This is a genomic window from Actinomadura oligospora ATCC 43269 (assembly GCF_000518265.1).
GTDB lineage: Bacteria > Actinomycetota > Actinomycetes > Streptosporangiales > Streptosporangiaceae > Spirillospora > Spirillospora oligospora.
This window is the reverse complement of the sequence record NZ_JADG01000022.1, coordinates 94,838-110,422: the sequence shown is the minus strand read 5'-3', so window position 1 is coordinate 110,422 and position 15,585 is coordinate 94,838. Positions and strand designations below refer to the sequence as shown.

The window sequence follows — 15,585 nt, the reverse complement described above, 5'->3', positions numbered from 1 at the left end:
TCAGGGGCGGACGAAGCGGGGCGTCGCCACCTCCGTGCGTTCGATGCGGAAGACCAGGAGGCAGCGGGGTGTGTGCCGGTCGTCCAGGCCGAGGCACAGGCCCAGGCCGAGGCGAGGGTCGACCACGACGACGCGCCTCAGGGAACGCAGTGTGCGGCGGGTTCGCGCCCAGGTCTCGGGACGGCGCGGGTCGCGCAGGGTGTCCGCGATGATGCGGGACGCGAAGCGCCACACGGTCACCGCGTCCAGGACGCGGACGCCGGCCGCGGTGAGGTCCGCGACGATCACGACTCCCGTGTCGTCCTCGTCGTCGCCGTGGGCCCGCCCGTGGTCGTTCTCCCCCGGTTGGTCGAAGGCCGGGGCGAACCTGGCGGTGTCGAAGGGCGGGACGCCTTCGGGCGGGTCCGTTTCGAGGTCGAAGGCGTCGGGATCGAAGGGACGGTCGTGCGGTGAGCTGGGGCCGCTGACCGGCCGGTGGTAGCGAAGCGGATCGATGGTGTCGACGACCAGCGCCTGCCGGTACGGCCGTGACGCGCGCGGACGAGGACGACCCCCGTTGCCGGGCGTGGAGTGCCAGTGCGCGCTGAGGTCCACCTCCAAGCCCGAGGGACCGAGCCACAGCGGTATGCCGATCCGCGCGACCGCTCCGCGCTCGTCCAGTGCGGCGATCTCGCGCCAGATCTCGTCCGTGCTGGTCGCGAGGGTGGCCGCGACGCCGAGCCCCGGGAACGCCCCTTCGAGCACGACCAGCAGCGCCTGCCACGTGGGGCCGCCGACGAAGGCTCCGACGAATTCGTCCACGAGGGTTCTGCGGGCACGCGCGTCCAGGCGGGACATGTCTTCGGCCGGTGCCGCGGGCCTCGGACGCTGCGCGCGCCAGGGTGAGGGCGCGGCGGGCACGCGGTCGCGCGCGGTGACGTCCGGTCTCGTTCGAGACGGACGGTTCGGCTGCTCGGCGAAGTCGCGTCGCGGCTCAGGGGGACGGTTGTCGTCCTCGGTCGGCTCGGGTTCGAGGGCGGGGTGGTCGTCTGGGAGGCCGTTGGTTTCCATGGGGCTTCTGTGGTTGCCGGGATGTCCGGACGGGCGTTCGGTGGCGGGCTCTGGGGAGCGGTGACGTCCGGCTGTGGGAGCCGGTGTCCACGCGTCCTCGGACGGGGTGACCGGCTCGGATGCGGCGGGGGTCTCCGCGGCGGTGTCCGTGCCGAAGGACGGCGGGCTCACCTCGGACGGCGGCACGGCGGGCGCGGGCGCGGGCTCCGGGGCCGTCGGGACCTCGTCGGCCTCGGACGATGCCGGGTCGCGGCGGGTGACGGATGGTCCGGTGGCCTCGGGCTTGCGCACGGTCATCCAGAGCTCGTCGTCGTCCACGGCGGGATCAGCGGGCGGGCCGGGTTCGGGGACCGCCTGCGCGCGTTCCGGTGCGCTGGGCCTGGGCGCGCTTCTCCAAGGGTCAGGAGCGTCCGGCGACGGGGTCTGCGGGGCGGGGACGTCTGTCGGCAGCGGGTCGACGCGGGTGGGCGACGCCGTGGGACCGGCCGCGCCGCGCACAGTCGTCCACGGATCGTCCGCGTTGGACGCCGAGGAATCGGGTCCGCGCGGGGGTGCCTGGGCCTCCGCGGGGCTTTTGAGGTCGCCGGATGCGGGCGAGGGCGGGTCCTGGCCGCGCTCGGGGGCGACAGGCGTCCAGTCGGAGGGCTGCCGCGCAGACGACCCGACGGACGGGCCGAACGGAGCGGGACCCGCAGGCGGCAGGGGAACCGGCCGAGGCGGTGGGGGTGGCCCGAACGGCGTCGCCGCCTGAGGCGGACCAGGAGCCGCAGGCGGCAGCGAGGGCGCCGAAGGCCGCGCGTTCATGGGCGAGGCCGGGGGCGGCGAACCCGCAGCCGCAGGAGGAGGCGAGCTCGCGGGCGCGGGCGGCGGGTTCAAGGGCGAGGACGGAAGTGGCGCGCCTCCGGGCGCTGGCGGCGATCCCGCAGGCGCGGGCGGAAATGGCGAGCTGGCGGGCGTGGGCGGTGGGTTAGTGGGTGGGGCTGGAGGTGTTGTGGGGGGTGATGAAGGGAGGTGAGGGGCCACGGACGGGTCGAGGGCGCGGGGTTGGCCGGGTGGGCCGCCCGCCACTCGGACGTCGCCGGGGTGCGGAACCGGCCGGTCCGGTGGGGACGGCCGACGGCGGCGCGGGAGCCGGGGCGCGGACGGGTTCGGGGCGGCCGGGGGCGGGACGGCGCGCGGCGGACGGACGGGCTCGTGATCGCCGGGCTCGTCGGGCGGGCCGGGGTGGTCGCGTGGGCCGAATCTCACGTCCACGATCCTGTGCAGAGAACAAGATCGTCGGCAAGCTCTGAGCTGATCATCTTCTCCTCGGACGGTCACCGCCGCACACCCGCGACAGCGAAGGTTCAAGACGGACCGAAAAGCGCGGCGCAGAGGTGTTCGAGGCGGTCGGGGCCGTCCTCGGCGGCGAGGACGGTCAGGACGGCGGGGGCGTCGCCCTGCGGCTCGTCCAGGCGCAGCCGGACCGACACCTCCCGAAGCATCGGCTCTTCGATCCCCTGAGCTGCGGCGACGTCCTGGAGGCCGACGGAGACGACCTCGGGGAGGTCGACGAAGACGGGGAGCTCGTCCGCGTGGAGGCGCTCGACCCAGAGGTCGAGGAGGCGGCGGGACAGGCCGTTCAGCAGCCGTCCCCACGGTTCGACCAGCGTCGGCGGGACGTTCTCGGTCAGCAGTTCGGGCAGGCCGAAACGGGCCAGCCCGTTGGTCGTGAACCAGAAGCCGTGCGGTCCGCCCGTGTGCGGGAGCAGGATCCAGTCGGTGAGCCGGACCGTCCCGTCCGGGCCGGGGAGGGACCGTTCCAGCCGGTCCCGGCCGAGGACCTGCGGCGTGAAGCCGTCCACGACGGGCATGCTCAGCGCCGTCCCGACCGCCCCGGCGACGGCCCGCGCCGCCCATTCGTGCGCGGGCGGCCATCCCGGACGGTAGGCGGCCCGGACGGCCAGCAGGTGGGACGCGGCGGACAGCGCCCCGAGCTCGGCCCGGGACGCCCCGTACGCGGCGAGCAGGTCCATCGGAAGCGGGGGGAACTCGGCGGCCGGACGCAGGTCGAGGGTGAGCAGCGGGCTGGCCAGCATCCCGAGGACCAGATCGCGCAGCGGCGGCCGGATCAGGCGCGCGACCTGCTCGCGGGCCAGTTCACGCGGGTCGGCGGGTGGCGCCGCGAGCGCCACGGCATAGGTCGCGTGCAGGTTCTCCGGAACCGGCAGCGTCAGTCTCTCTCCCACGGCGCCCACTCCCCGACGACCCCGGCTCCGACGGAGCCCGGCGTCCACCCGATCGACACTACAGATCCGACGAGAGGGGCACCGGAAATCGATCTATCGCAAAAGCGACAATTTCCTACCGAGCTCCCCCACCCTCGCCACCGCCCCCACCCCGTTCCCTGGAGACGACACCGGGCAGTGCCCCCTCGCCTTCCCCTGGCGGCTCCGGCTTAGCGTTCACTGTCATTTCGTTGCAACGCTCATGGCCGCGTCCGTTGCGTTGTCTTTCAGACTGTTGCAATGATTTCGATGCCCTGACCTGCAGAACCAGGTTTTCAGCGCAACGAGATTGTTGCGGGATCTGGAAATGCAACGTAGCGTTTGCGTTGTTCGAAACGAAGAACCGCAAGCGAGCCGCAAGGAGAGAACGATGCAGAAGTTCGACACCCCCGCCCCGATCGCCGCCGTCCTGGACATCCCCGCCGGACGCGTCCAGCTGATCGCCGCCGACCGCGAAGACACCGCCGTCGAGATCCGCCCCGCCGACGCCTCCAAGGGCCGCGACCAGAAGGCGGCCGAGCAGACCACGGTCGCCTACGCCGACGGCGTCCTGCGGATCGAGACCACCGTCGGGAACCAGTACTTCGGCTCCTCCGGCGCCATCGAGGTGACCGTCCAGCTGCCCGCCGGGTCCCGGGTCGAGGCGAAGACCGCCAGCGCCGAGTTCCGGGGCGTCGGACGCCTCGGCGACGTCACCTACGAGAGCGCGCACGGCCCGGTCAAGCTCGACGAGGCCGCGTCCCTCCGGCTCACCACCGAGGCGGGCGACATCACGGTCGGCCGCCTGAACGGCCCGGCCGAGGTCACCACCAGCAAGGGCGACATCACCATCGCCGAGGCCGTCCGCGGCACGGTCAGCCTCACCACCCAGGCCGGCGGGATCTCCGTCGGCGCCGCCGCCGGGGTCTCGGCCGCCCTGGACGCCGGGACCGGCCACGGCCGCATCACCAACGACCTCAGGAACGACGGCGGAACCGAGCTCGACATCCACGCCACCACGTCCTACGGCGACATCGTCGCCCGCAGCCTCTGACCAGCACGCCCCCCGGAGGAACAGCATCATGACGAACCCGGCCATCGCGGCGACCGGACTGCGCAAGTCCTACCGCGACAAGAACGGCGAGAAGGTCGTGCTCGACGGGATCGACCTGACCGTCCCCGAAGGAACGATCTTCTCCCTGCTCGGCCCGAACGGCGCGGGCAAGACCACCACCGTCCAGATCCTGTCCACCCTGATCCCGGCCGACGGCGGCACCGTCCGGGTCGCCGGGCACGACCTGGCCCGCAGGCCGGACGACGTGCGGGGCGCGATCGGCGTCACCGGCCAGTACTCGGCCGTCGACAAGCTGCTCACCGGCGAGGAGAACCTCCTCCTCATGGCCGACCTCAAGCACCTGTCCCGCAAGGACGGCAGGCGGAAGGCGGCCGAGCTGCTCGAGCGCTTCGACCTGGTCGACGCGGCGCGCAAGACGGCCGGGACCTACTCCGGCGGCATGCAGCGCCGGCTCGACCTGGCGATGACCCTGGTCGGCGACCCGCGCCTGATCTTCCTGGACGAGCCGACCACCGGCCTCGACCCGCGCAGCCGCCGCTCGATGTGGCAGATCGTCCGCGAACTCGTCCGGGACGGCGTCACGATCTTCCTGACCACGCAGTACCTGGAGGAGGCCGACGAGCTCGCCGACCGGATCGCCCTCCTCGACCACGGACGGCTGATCGCCGAGGGGACGGCCGAGGAGCTCAAGCGGCTCATCCCCGGCGGCCACGTGTCGCTGCGGTTCACGACCGACGACGCGCTCAAGGACGCCCTCGGCGCGCTCGGCCAGGGCTTCGTGGACCCGTCCGACGAGGACCGGCTCACCCTCCAGGTCCCCTCCGACGGCGGCGTCGCGTCCCTGCGCGACCTGCTCGCCCGCCTGGACACGGCGGGCGTCGAACCGGCCCACCTCGGCGTCCACACCCCCGACCTCGACGACGTCTTCCTCACCCTCACCGGCCAGAAGCAGGAGACCCCCCGATGAGCACCCTCGCCCTCGCGCTGCGCGACTCGTCCACCATGACCCGCCGGCAGCTCAAGCGCCTGGTCCGCTACCCGTCGATGACCGTGCAGCTGGTCGTCACGCCCGTCATCATCCTGCTGCTGTTCGTGTACGTCTTCGGCGGCACCCTCGGCAAGGGGCTCGGCGGCGGACGCGAGGCCTACATCAACTACGTCGTCCCCGGCATCCTGCTCATGACGGCCGCCACGGCCGCGACCGGCACCGCCGTCATGGTCGCCACCGACATGACCGAGGGCATCATCGCCCGCTTCCGCACCATGCGGATCTCCCGGGCCTCGGTCCTGACCGGCCACGTCGTCGCCAGCGTCGTCCAGCAGCTGCTCGGCATGGCCGCGCTCGTCGGCATCGCCCTGGCGATCGGCTTCCGGCCGGACGCCGGACCCGTCGAATGGCTGGGCGCGGTCGGGATGCTCACCCTGTTCGCGGTGGCCATCACCTGGCTGTCGGTCGCCCTCGGCCTGAAGTCCCCGACGCCCGAGGCCGCCAGCAACGCCCCGATGCCCCTGGTCTTCCTGCCCTTCCTCGGCAGCGGCTTCGTCCCCACCGACTCGATGCCGACCGTCCTGCGCTGGTTCGCCGAGTACCAGCCCTTCACCCCGATCATGGAGACCGTCCGCGGCCTGCTCCTCGGGACCCCGATCGGCCACAGCGCCTCCATCGCCATCGCCTGGTGCGCCGGCCTCACCGCCGTCTCCTACCTCTGGGCCAAGAAGACCTTCGACAAGGCGTGAGCGTGAGGTGGCCGAACAGGGCCGTCAGACCACAGGGTCTGGCGGCCCTGAGCCATTTCCACAGAGAGTCACCGAATGGCCACTCCGAGAATGCGAAGGTCCGAAAAATGGGTTGCGCGGGCCGTTTCGGCTCTATACCGTCCATCTGGCGTGGATCGGGACGGTTGGCCGCTTATTGTGACCGACGCCACGCAACCTTTTGGACCGTCCCAAGCGTCTTACTCAGTGAGAACGCCACCGAAATCGAGTGGACGGCTCGATCAGGCAAGGCCCGCGACGTCCCGCGAACCGGGGTCGCCCTGGCGCAGCCGATCCGGCCCACTCCCTCCCTCGGCCCACCCTCCATGCGAGGCCGAGACCCCGCACGACGCGAACGCTCACCCTTCCGGGAGAAGCCGCGTGCGCACACGAGCCCCCGGCTCGAACGCGCACCGCGACGCACGTCCGCGCCGAACCGATCGGGCCGGTGGCACGTACCAGAGAGCACGAGGGGCGGTCCGTCCGCCCGAACCAGACGCGCCGACCGCGCGTCCGCCACCTGGGCCCACCCGGCCCACGACCCTCGGGGAGCGACGATGACCGCAGTGACCATGGCCGTCCGTCCACAGGACGAGACCCTCCGCCACGACGTCGACCGTTACGAGCGCGACGTCCTGCCCTTCGTCGACCCGCTCTACGCCAGCGCCGTCCGGATGACCCGCAACAGCGCCGACGCCGAGGACCTCGTGCAGGAGACGCTCGCCAAGGCGTACGTGAACTTCCACCAGTTCCAGGAGGGCACGAACCTCAAGGCCTGGCTGCACCGCATCCTCACCAACAACTTCATCAACACCTACCGCAAGAAGCAGCGCGAGCCGCAGCGCGCCGGCTCCGAGGAGCTGGAGGAGTGGCAGATCGCGCAGGCCGAGGCGCACTCCTCCGGCTTCCGGTCCGCCGAGTCCGAGGCCCTGGACCGGATCCCGGACCAGCGCGTCGTCACCGCCCTGCGCTCCCTGCCGCAGGACTTCCGGGACGCCGTCTACCTCGCGGACGTCGAGGGCTACGCCTACAAGGACATCGCGGCGATGATGGGCACCCCCATCGGGACCGTGATGTCCCGCCTGCACCGCGGCCGCAAGCAGCTCCGCGAGGCCCTCGCCGACCACCCGTCGCGCGTCACGCACGAACTGGCCGCCTGAGTCGCGTCCGCTCGTCCGGCGAAATACCCGCAGGGGCGGTCCGAAAGGGGTCCGCTCTCCTTCTTCGCGCCGCGTCCGGTTCCGCTGTTTCGCGCTTTACCGCCCGCTTCGGGCGTTGATCTTGGTCCCGCCATCAGCCCCGTGATGGCGGGACCTTCCCACGTTTCCGATCTCGGCGATATCACCCACGTTCCGTAGTCATTCAGATACATTGGGCGACCATTCTTCTCCGAGCGTGGGGAGTGCATATGAAGCACCTGGTCGCCGGCGTCCTCATGGGGGCGCTGACCGTCGGTGTGACCGCGGCGCCCGCGGAAGGCGCGGTCACCGGCGGGCGCGGGGGCAGCGGGGCTCACGGGGCCGGTGGGACGCGCGGGGCCTCCGGAACGCGGGAGACCTCCGAAGCACACGGGACCTTCAGGACACACGAGATCTCCGGGACACGTGAGGTCTCCCGGACACGTGAGGTCGTCGGGAGGACGGTTCTGCGGCTGACGCTGGCCTATCCGACAGGGAACACTTCCGGGACGCGGTACGTGGTCCTGAAGTGCGATCCGGCCGGGGGGAACCATCCGAAGGCCGCGGGGGCGTGCGCGGATCTGGCCGCGTCGGGCGGGATGTTCGACCACAGGCCCACGCGGAACGAGGTCTGCCCGATGATCTACCACCCGGTGGTCGCGCGGGCCGCGGGACGCTGGCGGGGCAGGCCGGTGCGCTTCCGGGAGCAGTACGGGAACGACTGCATCATGCGCTCGCGCACCGGGCGCGTCTTCGACTTCTGAACCGCCGTTCCCGAACGGCCCGGGGATCCTCTCCGGGCCGTTCGGCATACCCGGCCCGACCGCGGGTAAGGCGCGCGCGTAGAGGGACATATGCGCGAACGGAGGGACCGGCGATGTCCCCTGAAGAACCACGGGTGAGCGACGTGATGACCGTGTGGCCGCGGTCGCTTCCACGCGACGCCACCCTGCACGAGGCGGCCCGGCTGATGCGGGACGAGGACATAGGCGACGTGCTGGTCACGGTGGGCGGACGGCTCTGCGGCATGGTGACCGACCGGGACATCGTCGTGCGCGCGCTGGCCGAGGACCTGGACGCCCGGATCACCTCGCTCGGGGAGGTCTGCACGGCGGACCTGGTGACCGTCCGGCCGGACGACCGCACGAGCACGGCCGTCCGGCTGATGCGGGAGCGGGCCGTCCGGCGGCTCCCGGTCGTGGACGCGGCGCGACGGCCGGTCGGGATCGTCTCGCTGGGCGACCTGGTGGGCCGGGACGGGCTGTCGGCTCCCGCGCTCGAAGAAATCTGGAGGGCGCCCCCCAACGTTTAGGCGGTCTGGTCCGTTCTGTGGGGTGAGGGGATACCGTCAGGAGGGTGCCGCCCACCACCGTGTTGACCGACCGTCTTGCCGTGGAGATCGCCCGGCTCGGCGTGGTCGGCGCGTCCTCCGACGTGGGGACGCTCGCCCGCGTGTCCGAGCTCGCCGCCCAGGCGGTGCCGGGGTGCGCGGGAGCGTCCGGCGTGCGCTGGGTCGTCCCGGACGCGGCGGACGGCTCCGAAGCGCCCGAGCCGCTCGCGCACGCGGCCAGCCATCCGGAGCTGGCCGAGATCACCGACCGGCAGCTCGCGCGCGGCAAGGGCCCGGTGTTCGAGGTCGTCACCACCCGGCGGCCCCTCGCGGCGGACGACGTGCTGGCCGAGACCCGCTGGTCGGAGGCCACGACCGACATGCTGCGGCGCGGCGTGCGGTGCTTCAGCACGACCCCGCACGACAATCCGCCGGTGCTGGTCACCCTGACCCTCTACGGGGTGTCGCCGGGCAGCCTCGCCCCCGGCCAGCACGCCCTGGCGTCGCTGCTCGCCGCCCAGGGCAGCGCCGCCGTGTCGAACGCCCTCCAGTACGACGAGGTGCACCGGACGGCCACCCAGCTCAAGGAGGCCGTGGAGTCCCGCGCCATCGTCGACCAGGCCAAGGGCATCCTGATGCACGCCCTCGGCTGCGACGCCGACCAGGCGTTCGCCGAGATGCGCCGGATCTCCCAGACCCGCCACCTCAAACTCACCGCCCTCGCCCAACGCATCGTCGGCGGCCGAGACGTCACCTGACCCAAGCCCCCTCCCCCCCTTGATCGACGCCCCCTGCTCTTGATCACCCCCGCCCGCCGAACCGGTACCACCTGACAGCGAGCCCTTTGCGCTCCGTGTCCCGCCACGGGAGCGGTGCGGATCGGCTGCGTGTGGTGGCCGTCACCACCCGTCGAGGCGGTGCCACCAGACGCCGGGTCCTTGCCGCCCTCGTGGTTCGCCACGGCGGCGGGGCGGATCGGTGGCAGTCGCCACCCGTCAAGGCGGTAACACCTGACGGCGGGGTCCTTGCCGCTCCCGTGTCCCGCCCGGCGGCGGGGGCGGATCGGTCTGGTGGTGGTCGTCTCAGTCGGTGGGCCGGGGGCGGGGTTGTGTCGGGGCGGGTGGGGTGTCGAGGCCGCGGGGTTCGGAGGGGGTGGTGGGGCGGGGGCAGGGCTCACGGCGAGGCGCGGGGGAGCCTGGGCGAACGGGCAGGGCGGGTGAATCGGGATGTTCGGAGGGGCCGGGCATGATCGGGGCCGCTGGGTTCCTTCCCGTACACGGGGTGCCAATCCGGGAATAGGCTGCGAAGGTCGGCCGGCGGGTCGCGCCGGTGGGTCGCGGGACGCGGGCCGGTGTCAGCGTGCGGAGCCGAGGACAGGGAGGGGTTCGATGCCCGAGCAGCTCGACCCCGAAAGCGTGCTGCGCGAGGTCGCGGGCCTGGAGGACCGGATCGAGGAGCTGCGGCGCTCCTCGGAACTGCCCGACGCCGACGCGCGGGCGACGCTGGACGCGGCGCTGGTCGAGCTGGAGCTCGCGGTCGCGGCGTTGCAGGCGGTCGGCGGCGAGCGGAGCGGAGCGGCCGGGCGCGCGGCGGCGGCCGAGGACGAGCGGCGCGTCCTGAAGACGGTGTTCTCGGACGCGCCGGTCCCGCTGTTCCTGCTCGACCGCGACATCGGCGTCCGGCGGGTGAACCGGCAGGCGGCTGACCTGCTCGGCACGTCCACCGGGTACGTGTCGGGCAAGCAGTTCACCGCGTTCTGCGATCTGGCGACGCGGGCGCCGCTGCGGTCCCAGCTCGCCGCCGTGATCCGGACCGGACGGCGCTGCCGGGTGCCGGTGCGGTTCCTCGGCGGGGGGCGGCCGGTGGACGCGGTGGTGACGCTGGCGCGCGTCTGGATCCGCGGCGAACCCGACCCGATGGTGGTCGTGGTCGCCGGGCCGACCACAACGCCCGTCGACGACCCCGCGCCCACGTCCAGGCCCGAGTCCCCTTCCAGAGCCCCTGCCAGGGCCGCGCCCGAGACGGCGGCGACGGGCGTGGAGGTGACCGGGGACGAGGCGGTCGCGTCGCTGGTGCACCGGATGGACGTCATGGCCGCCGTGACCGAGATGCTGCTGGACGAGCCGGTGTTCAACGAGACCGTCGCGGTGCGTCGGTGCGCGCGGCTGCTGGCTGCGGAGCTGGCCGAGTGGGTGTTCATCGACCTCGTCCCGCAGCGCCCGGCGGAGGGCGGCGGGCAGGCGGCGGGCGTCCGGAACGGGGACGGGACGCCGCGGCGGCATGTGGTCAAGGGCCCCGGCGAGGACGAGGGGGCCGAGGACGCGGCGCGGCGGCTCGCTGAGGTGGATCCGGCGCCGGGGACGCTGCCGTGGACGGTGTTCGAGTCCGGGCACAGCGCGCTGCGGGCGCACGCGGAGGAGGCCGACCTGCTCGGCTCCTGCGAGGACGGACGTCCGGTGCTGGGCGTGATCGGCGCGACGTCGGTGCTGTGCGTCCCGGTGACCGACGGCGACCAGACGATCGGGACGATCACCCTCGCGGGCAGCGGCGAGCACGGGCCGTTCGCGCTGCTGGACCTGTCGGTCTGCCAGCGGATCGGCCGGTACCTGGGCCTGGTGATCCGGGCGGCGCGGATGTACCGGCGGTCGGCCGAGGTCGCGGCGTCGCTGCAGGCGAGCCTGCTGCCGCGGACGCTGCCGGAGATCGACGGGGTCGAGCTGGCCGCGCGGTACACCTCGGCGACGCACGGCACGGACGTCGGCGGCGACTTCTACGACGCGTTCCCCGCCAAGGACGGCTGGGGCCTGGTGCTCGGCGACGTCTGCGGCAAGGGCGAGGACGCGGCGGCGGTCACGGCGACGGCGCGGCACGCGGTCCGGCTGGTGTCGCGGTGGCGGGAGCATCCGGGCGAGGTGCTGGCGACGGTCAACGAGGCGCTGCTCAGCGAGGACCGGTTCGTCACGGCCGTCCTGGCGGGGATCGCGCCGAACGGCGAGGGCGTGCGGGTGACGCTCGGGATCGCCGGGCACCCGCCCGCGATCGTGGTCCGCGCGGACGGCGTGATCAGGACGGCGTCCCGGGGCGGCGTGCCGCTCGGGCTGTTCGACGACTTCGAGGCCGGGCTCGACACGCTCGACCTCGCGCCCGGCGACACGCTCGTCCTGCATTCGGACGGCGTGCTGGAGGCGTGCGACGTGGCGCGCCGCCAGTACGGGCAGGACCGGCTGCTGGAGACGCTCGCCGCGCACGCGTCCGGGCCGGTGGACGGCATGCTGGGCGCGGTCGAGCAGTCCCTGCTCGACTTCTGCGACGGCGACCTGCGGGACGACGTGTCCATGCTGGCCCTGCGCGTCCTGCCGCCGACCCTCCACTGAGACCGCGAACGGGAACGGGCCGGGGCTGATCGCCCCGGCCCGTTCCCGTTCGATGGATCAGTAGGCGCGGCCGAAGATCACGCGCTTGCCGTACGCGGACGGCTGGTCGCACTTGACACAGGTTCCGGTCTCCTCCGGGGCGTCCATGGGGATGACGCGCGGGGTGGCGGAGGTGTCGGCCTTGATCTCGTCCTCGCACTCGGTGCGGCCGCAGTGGAACGCGCGGGCCCAGCCCCCGGCGACCTGGGCGGAGAACTCGTCCCAGGTGGCGACCTTGGCGGTGTGGTCCTCGCGGAACGCCTCGGCGCGGGCGAGCAGGAAGGACTGGAAGTCGCTGAGGATGCCGGGCAGCAGCTCGGGCACCTTCTCCAGCGGGATCTGCTCCTTGCCCTGGCCCTCGACGGTCGGCAGGCGGCGGGCGAGGGTGGCGACGCCGTTCTCGATGTCGCGCATGCCGAGCTCGATGCGGATCGGCACGCCGCGCATCTCCCACTCGTTGAACTTGAACCCGGGCGAGAGCTGCGGACGGTTGTCGTCGACGTGGACGCGGATGCCCATGGCCTTGATCGCGCCGGCCAGGCGGCGGGCCTCGGCGGCGGCCTGCTCGCCCTGCTCCTTGCGCCCGATCGGGACGATCACGACCTGGTGGGGCGCCAGCCGCGGCGGCAGCACCAGGCCCTTGTCGTCGCCGTGGGTCATGATCACGCCGCCGATCATGCGGGTGGACATGCCCCAGGACGTGGTGTGGGCCAGGGTGAGGTTCTTGTCCTCGTCCTGGTACTGGATCTCGAACGCCTTGGCGAAGTTGGTGCCGAGGTAGTGCGAGGTGCCGGCCTGCAGGGCGCGGCCGTCGCGCATCATGCCCTCGATCGTGTACGTCCGGACGGCCCCGGCGAACCGCTCGCCGGGCGTCTTCTCACCGGCGATGACGGGCATCGCGGCCAGCTCGCGGGCGACCGAGGCGTAGGCGTCCAGGGCCCACATGGTCTCGCGCATGGCGTCGGCCTCGTCGATGTGCGCGGTGTGCCCCTCCTGCCAGAGGAACTCGGTGGTGCGCAGGAACATCCGGGGGCGCATCTCCCAGCGGACGACGTTCGCCCACTGGTTGAGCAGCAGCGGAAGATCGCGGTGCGAGTCGATCCACTTGGCCATGTACTCGCCGATGACCGTCTCGGAGGTCGGCCGCACGACCAGCGGCTCCTCCAGCTGCTTGCCGCCCGCGATGGTGACGACCGCGAGCTCCGGCGAGAAGCCCTCGACGTGCTCGGCCTCGCGCTTGAGGTAGGACTCCGGGATGAACATCGGGAAGCACGCGTTGTCGTGCCCGGCGTCCTTGATCCGGCGGTCCAGGTCGGCCTGGAGCAGCTCCCACACCCGGTAGCCGTACGGTCGGATGACCATCGTGCCGCGCACCGGGCCACGGTCCACCAGCTGGGCGCGGACGACCAGCTCGTTGTACCAGGCGGAGAAATCCTCGCTCTGCGGTGTCACACCTTCTCGACTCACGCCCCCAAGGGTACTGACGCGCGCCACCGTCCAATAACGCGATGCCCGCGGCGCGTCCACACCGTTATGGTCGCCGCATGCGCTGGTCACACCTGTTCGTCCCGACCCTGCGGCAGGATCCGGCGGACGCCGACGCGCCAAGCCACCGGCTGCTGCTGCGCGCGGGGTACGTCCGGCGGCTGCACGCGGGGCACTACTCACTGCTGCCGCTGGCGGTCCGGGTCCGGGCGAGGATCATCCAGGTCGTCCGGGAGGAGATGGAGCGGATCGGGGCGCAGGAGATGCTGCTCCCGGCGCTGCATCCGGCCGGGCCGTGGCGGAGGTCGGGGCGCTGGGAGAAGATCGGCCCGGAGATGTTCCGGCTGGCCGACCGGCGCGGCAACGAGCTGGCCCTCGGCATGACGCACGAGGAGATCTTCACGACGCTGGGCCTCGAACTGACCTCCTACAGGCAGCTTCCGCAGCACTGGTACCAGTTCCAGACCAAGTTCCGGGACGAGCCGCGTCCGCGGGGCGGGCTCCTGCGCGTGCGCGAGTTCACGATGAAGGACGCCTACTCCTTCGACGCCGACCAGGACGGCCTGGACGCGTCGTTCGAGGCGTACAAGGCGGCCTACGCGCGGATCTTCGAGCGGCTCGGGATCCCGGCGATTCCGGTCGAGGCGTCCAACGGGACCATGGGCGGGACGGACTCGACCGAGTTCGCCTGCCCGGCCGAGGTGGGCGAGGACACCGTGGTCCACTGCCCGTCCTGCGGGTACGCGGCCAACGTCGAGACGGCCGTGTCCCGGCTCGCCGAGACCGGCGACACGGAGATCGGCGACGAGGACGGCCGGGACGCGCCGGAGGCGTTCGACACGCCCGGCGTGCGGACGATCGAGGACCTGGCCTCCGGGTTCGGCGCGTCCGCCGACCGGCAGATCAAGACGCTCGTCCATCTGCTGGACGGCAAGCTCACGCTCGTCCTGCTGCGCGGTGATCATGCCCTCAACGAGCAGAAACTCCTGGACGCGACCGGCGCGACCGAGATCCGGGCGGCCGAGCCCGACGAGATCAGGGACGCCCTGGGCGCGCTGCCCGGCAGCCTCGGCGCGGTCGGCGTGACCGGCCTGCCCGTCCTCGCGGACGAGGCGCTGCGCGGACGCCGGAACATGTTCACCGGGGCGAACCGCGACGGCGTGCACCTGCGGGGCGTTGACGTGGCGCGCGACATCCCGTCCCCGGCCTGGGCGGATCTGCGCGAGGTCACGGCGGGCGAGGCGTGCGCCTCCTGCGGGACGGCCCTGGAGGTCTTCCCTGCGGTCGAGGTCGGTCACATCTTCAAGCTGGGCGACCGCTACACCCGCGCGCTGGACCTGACCGTCCTGGCGGCGGACGGCGGGCGCGTCCACCCGCTCATGGGCTGCTACGGGATCGGGATCGAGCGGGCGCTGGCCCTGATCGTGGAGACCCACAACGACGACCGGGGCATCGTCTGGCCGGAGGCCGTCGCGCCGTTCGCGGTCGCGGTCGTCCCGGCCCAGACCGACGATCCCGAGGTGGCCGAGACCGCCGAGCGCCTGTACGGCGAGCTGCGCGCGGCCGGGGTCGACACCGTGATCGACGACCGACCGGAGCGGGCGGGCGTGAAGTTCCGCGACATCGAGCTGACCGGGATTCCGCACCGCCTGACCGTCGGGCGCCGGGGCCTCGCGGAGGGCGTGGTCGAGCACACCGTCCGGGCCACGGGCGAGACCGTCAAGGTGCCGGTCGCGGACGCCGTCGCCCGGCTGACGTCGGTTCTCTCCGCAGGCTGAGGTTCGTCCTCGCTGGTCGATCCGCGTCCGGCCGAGGTTCCGGACAGGACGCGGATCGACGCGTCATGGCTGCGGCGGGATCAGCGAGCCGCCTGGGAACGCCTTCGCGGACGCCCCGCAGGCGGGGCATCCCGGGTCGATCCATGGCGGCTGGCTGGGCAGCCCGTCGTGGTACCAGGCGGTATGGCAACCGCTCAGGCGCGCTTCGAACACCTGCTCCCAGGTCCAGACACAGCGGGGGCAGTGGAAGCGCCATCTCTCGTTGCTGGTGTGTA

12 protein-coding genes are annotated in these 15,585 nt (G+C 72.6%); 9 read left to right on the top strand and 3 right to left on the bottom strand.

What is annotated here, in order from left to right:
- Both P696_RS56330 and P696_RS49010 read right to left on the bottom strand, forming a co-directional pair.
- A complete protein-coding gene (locus P696_RS56330; RefSeq protein ID WP_026415165.1) occupies positions 1–1,368 on the bottom strand; it encodes a hypothetical protein in 1,368 nt (455 codons plus the stop codon).
- 1,028 nt (positions 1,369–2,396) lie between these two features.
- Entirely contained in the window at positions 2,397–3,278 is an 882-nt protein-coding gene (locus tag P696_RS49010) for a hypothetical protein (protein ID WP_245627866.1), read from the bottom strand.
- A gap of 409 nt (positions 3,279–3,687) precedes the next feature.
- Here P696_RS49010 and P696_RS0129640 point away from each other — a divergent pair, with 409 nt between their 5' ends.
- The 8 genes from P696_RS0129640 to P696_RS0129605 all read left to right on the top strand — a co-directional run bounded on the left by P696_RS0129640 (position 3,688) and on the right by P696_RS0129605 (position 12,008).
- Complete coding sequence (locus P696_RS0129640) at positions 3,688–4,350, top strand: DUF4097 family beta strand repeat-containing protein (RefSeq protein WP_026415164.1); 663 nt, start codon at positions 3,688–3,690, stop codon at positions 4,348–4,350.
- Positions 4,351–4,378: 28 nt separating this feature from the next.
- Positions 4,379–5,338, top strand: a complete 960-nt coding sequence (locus P696_RS0129635) for a daunorubicin resistance protein DrrA family ABC transporter ATP-binding protein (RefSeq protein WP_026415163.1) — start codon at positions 4,379–4,381, stop codon at positions 5,336–5,338.
- Positions 5,335–6,108 (top strand): ABC transporter permease, encoded by a 774-nt coding sequence (locus tag P696_RS0129630; protein ID WP_026415162.1) that lies wholly within the window; start codon positions 5,335–5,337, stop codon positions 6,106–6,108. Before P696_RS0129635 ends, P696_RS0129630 begins: the two co-directional genes overlap by 4 nt.
- Before the next feature lie 575 nt (positions 6,109–6,683).
- Positions 6,684–7,286, top strand: coding sequence for a sigma-70 family RNA polymerase sigma factor (locus P696_RS0129625; RefSeq protein WP_170026607.1), 603 nt, complete (start codon positions 6,684–6,686; stop codon positions 7,284–7,286).
- A gap of 248 nt (positions 7,287–7,534) precedes the next feature.
- Complete coding sequence (locus P696_RS53085) at positions 7,535–8,068, top strand: SSI family serine proteinase inhibitor (RefSeq protein WP_051468347.1); 534 nt, start codon at positions 7,535–7,537, stop codon at positions 8,066–8,068.
- A 134-nt stretch (positions 8,069–8,202) separates the two neighbouring features.
- Positions 8,203–8,616: a CBS domain-containing protein gene (locus P696_RS58425; protein WP_026415160.1), complete on the top strand. Its 414-nt coding sequence runs from the start codon at positions 8,203–8,205 to the stop codon at positions 8,614–8,616.
- Between the two features lie 44 nt (positions 8,617–8,660).
- On the top strand, positions 8,661–9,392 hold the full coding sequence (locus P696_RS49000) for an ANTAR domain-containing response regulator (RefSeq protein WP_051468346.1): 732 nt from the start codon (positions 8,661–8,663) through the stop codon (positions 9,390–9,392).
- Positions 9,393–10,022: 630 nt separating this feature from the next.
- Positions 10,023–12,008 (top strand): SpoIIE family protein phosphatase, encoded by a 1,986-nt coding sequence (locus P696_RS0129605; RefSeq protein WP_026415159.1) that lies wholly within the window; start codon positions 10,023–10,025, stop codon positions 12,006–12,008.
- Positions 12,009–12,065: 57 nt separating this feature from the next.
- Here the strand turns inward: P696_RS0129605 and proS are convergent, their stop codons facing one another.
- The gene (proS, locus tag P696_RS0129600; protein ID WP_245627865.1) at positions 12,066–13,514 is read right to left on the bottom strand and encodes a proline--tRNA ligase; all 1,449 of its coding nucleotides are present in this window, start codon (positions 13,512–13,514) and stop codon (positions 12,066–12,068) included.
- Between the two features lie 77 nt (positions 13,515–13,591).
- Here proS and P696_RS0129595 point away from each other — a divergent pair, with 77 nt between their 5' ends.
- Positions 13,592–15,310, top strand: a complete 1,719-nt coding sequence (locus P696_RS0129595) for a proline--tRNA ligase (protein WP_026415157.1) — start codon at positions 13,592–13,594, stop codon at positions 15,308–15,310.
- The last annotated feature ends 275 nt before the right edge of the window (positions 15,311–15,585 follow it).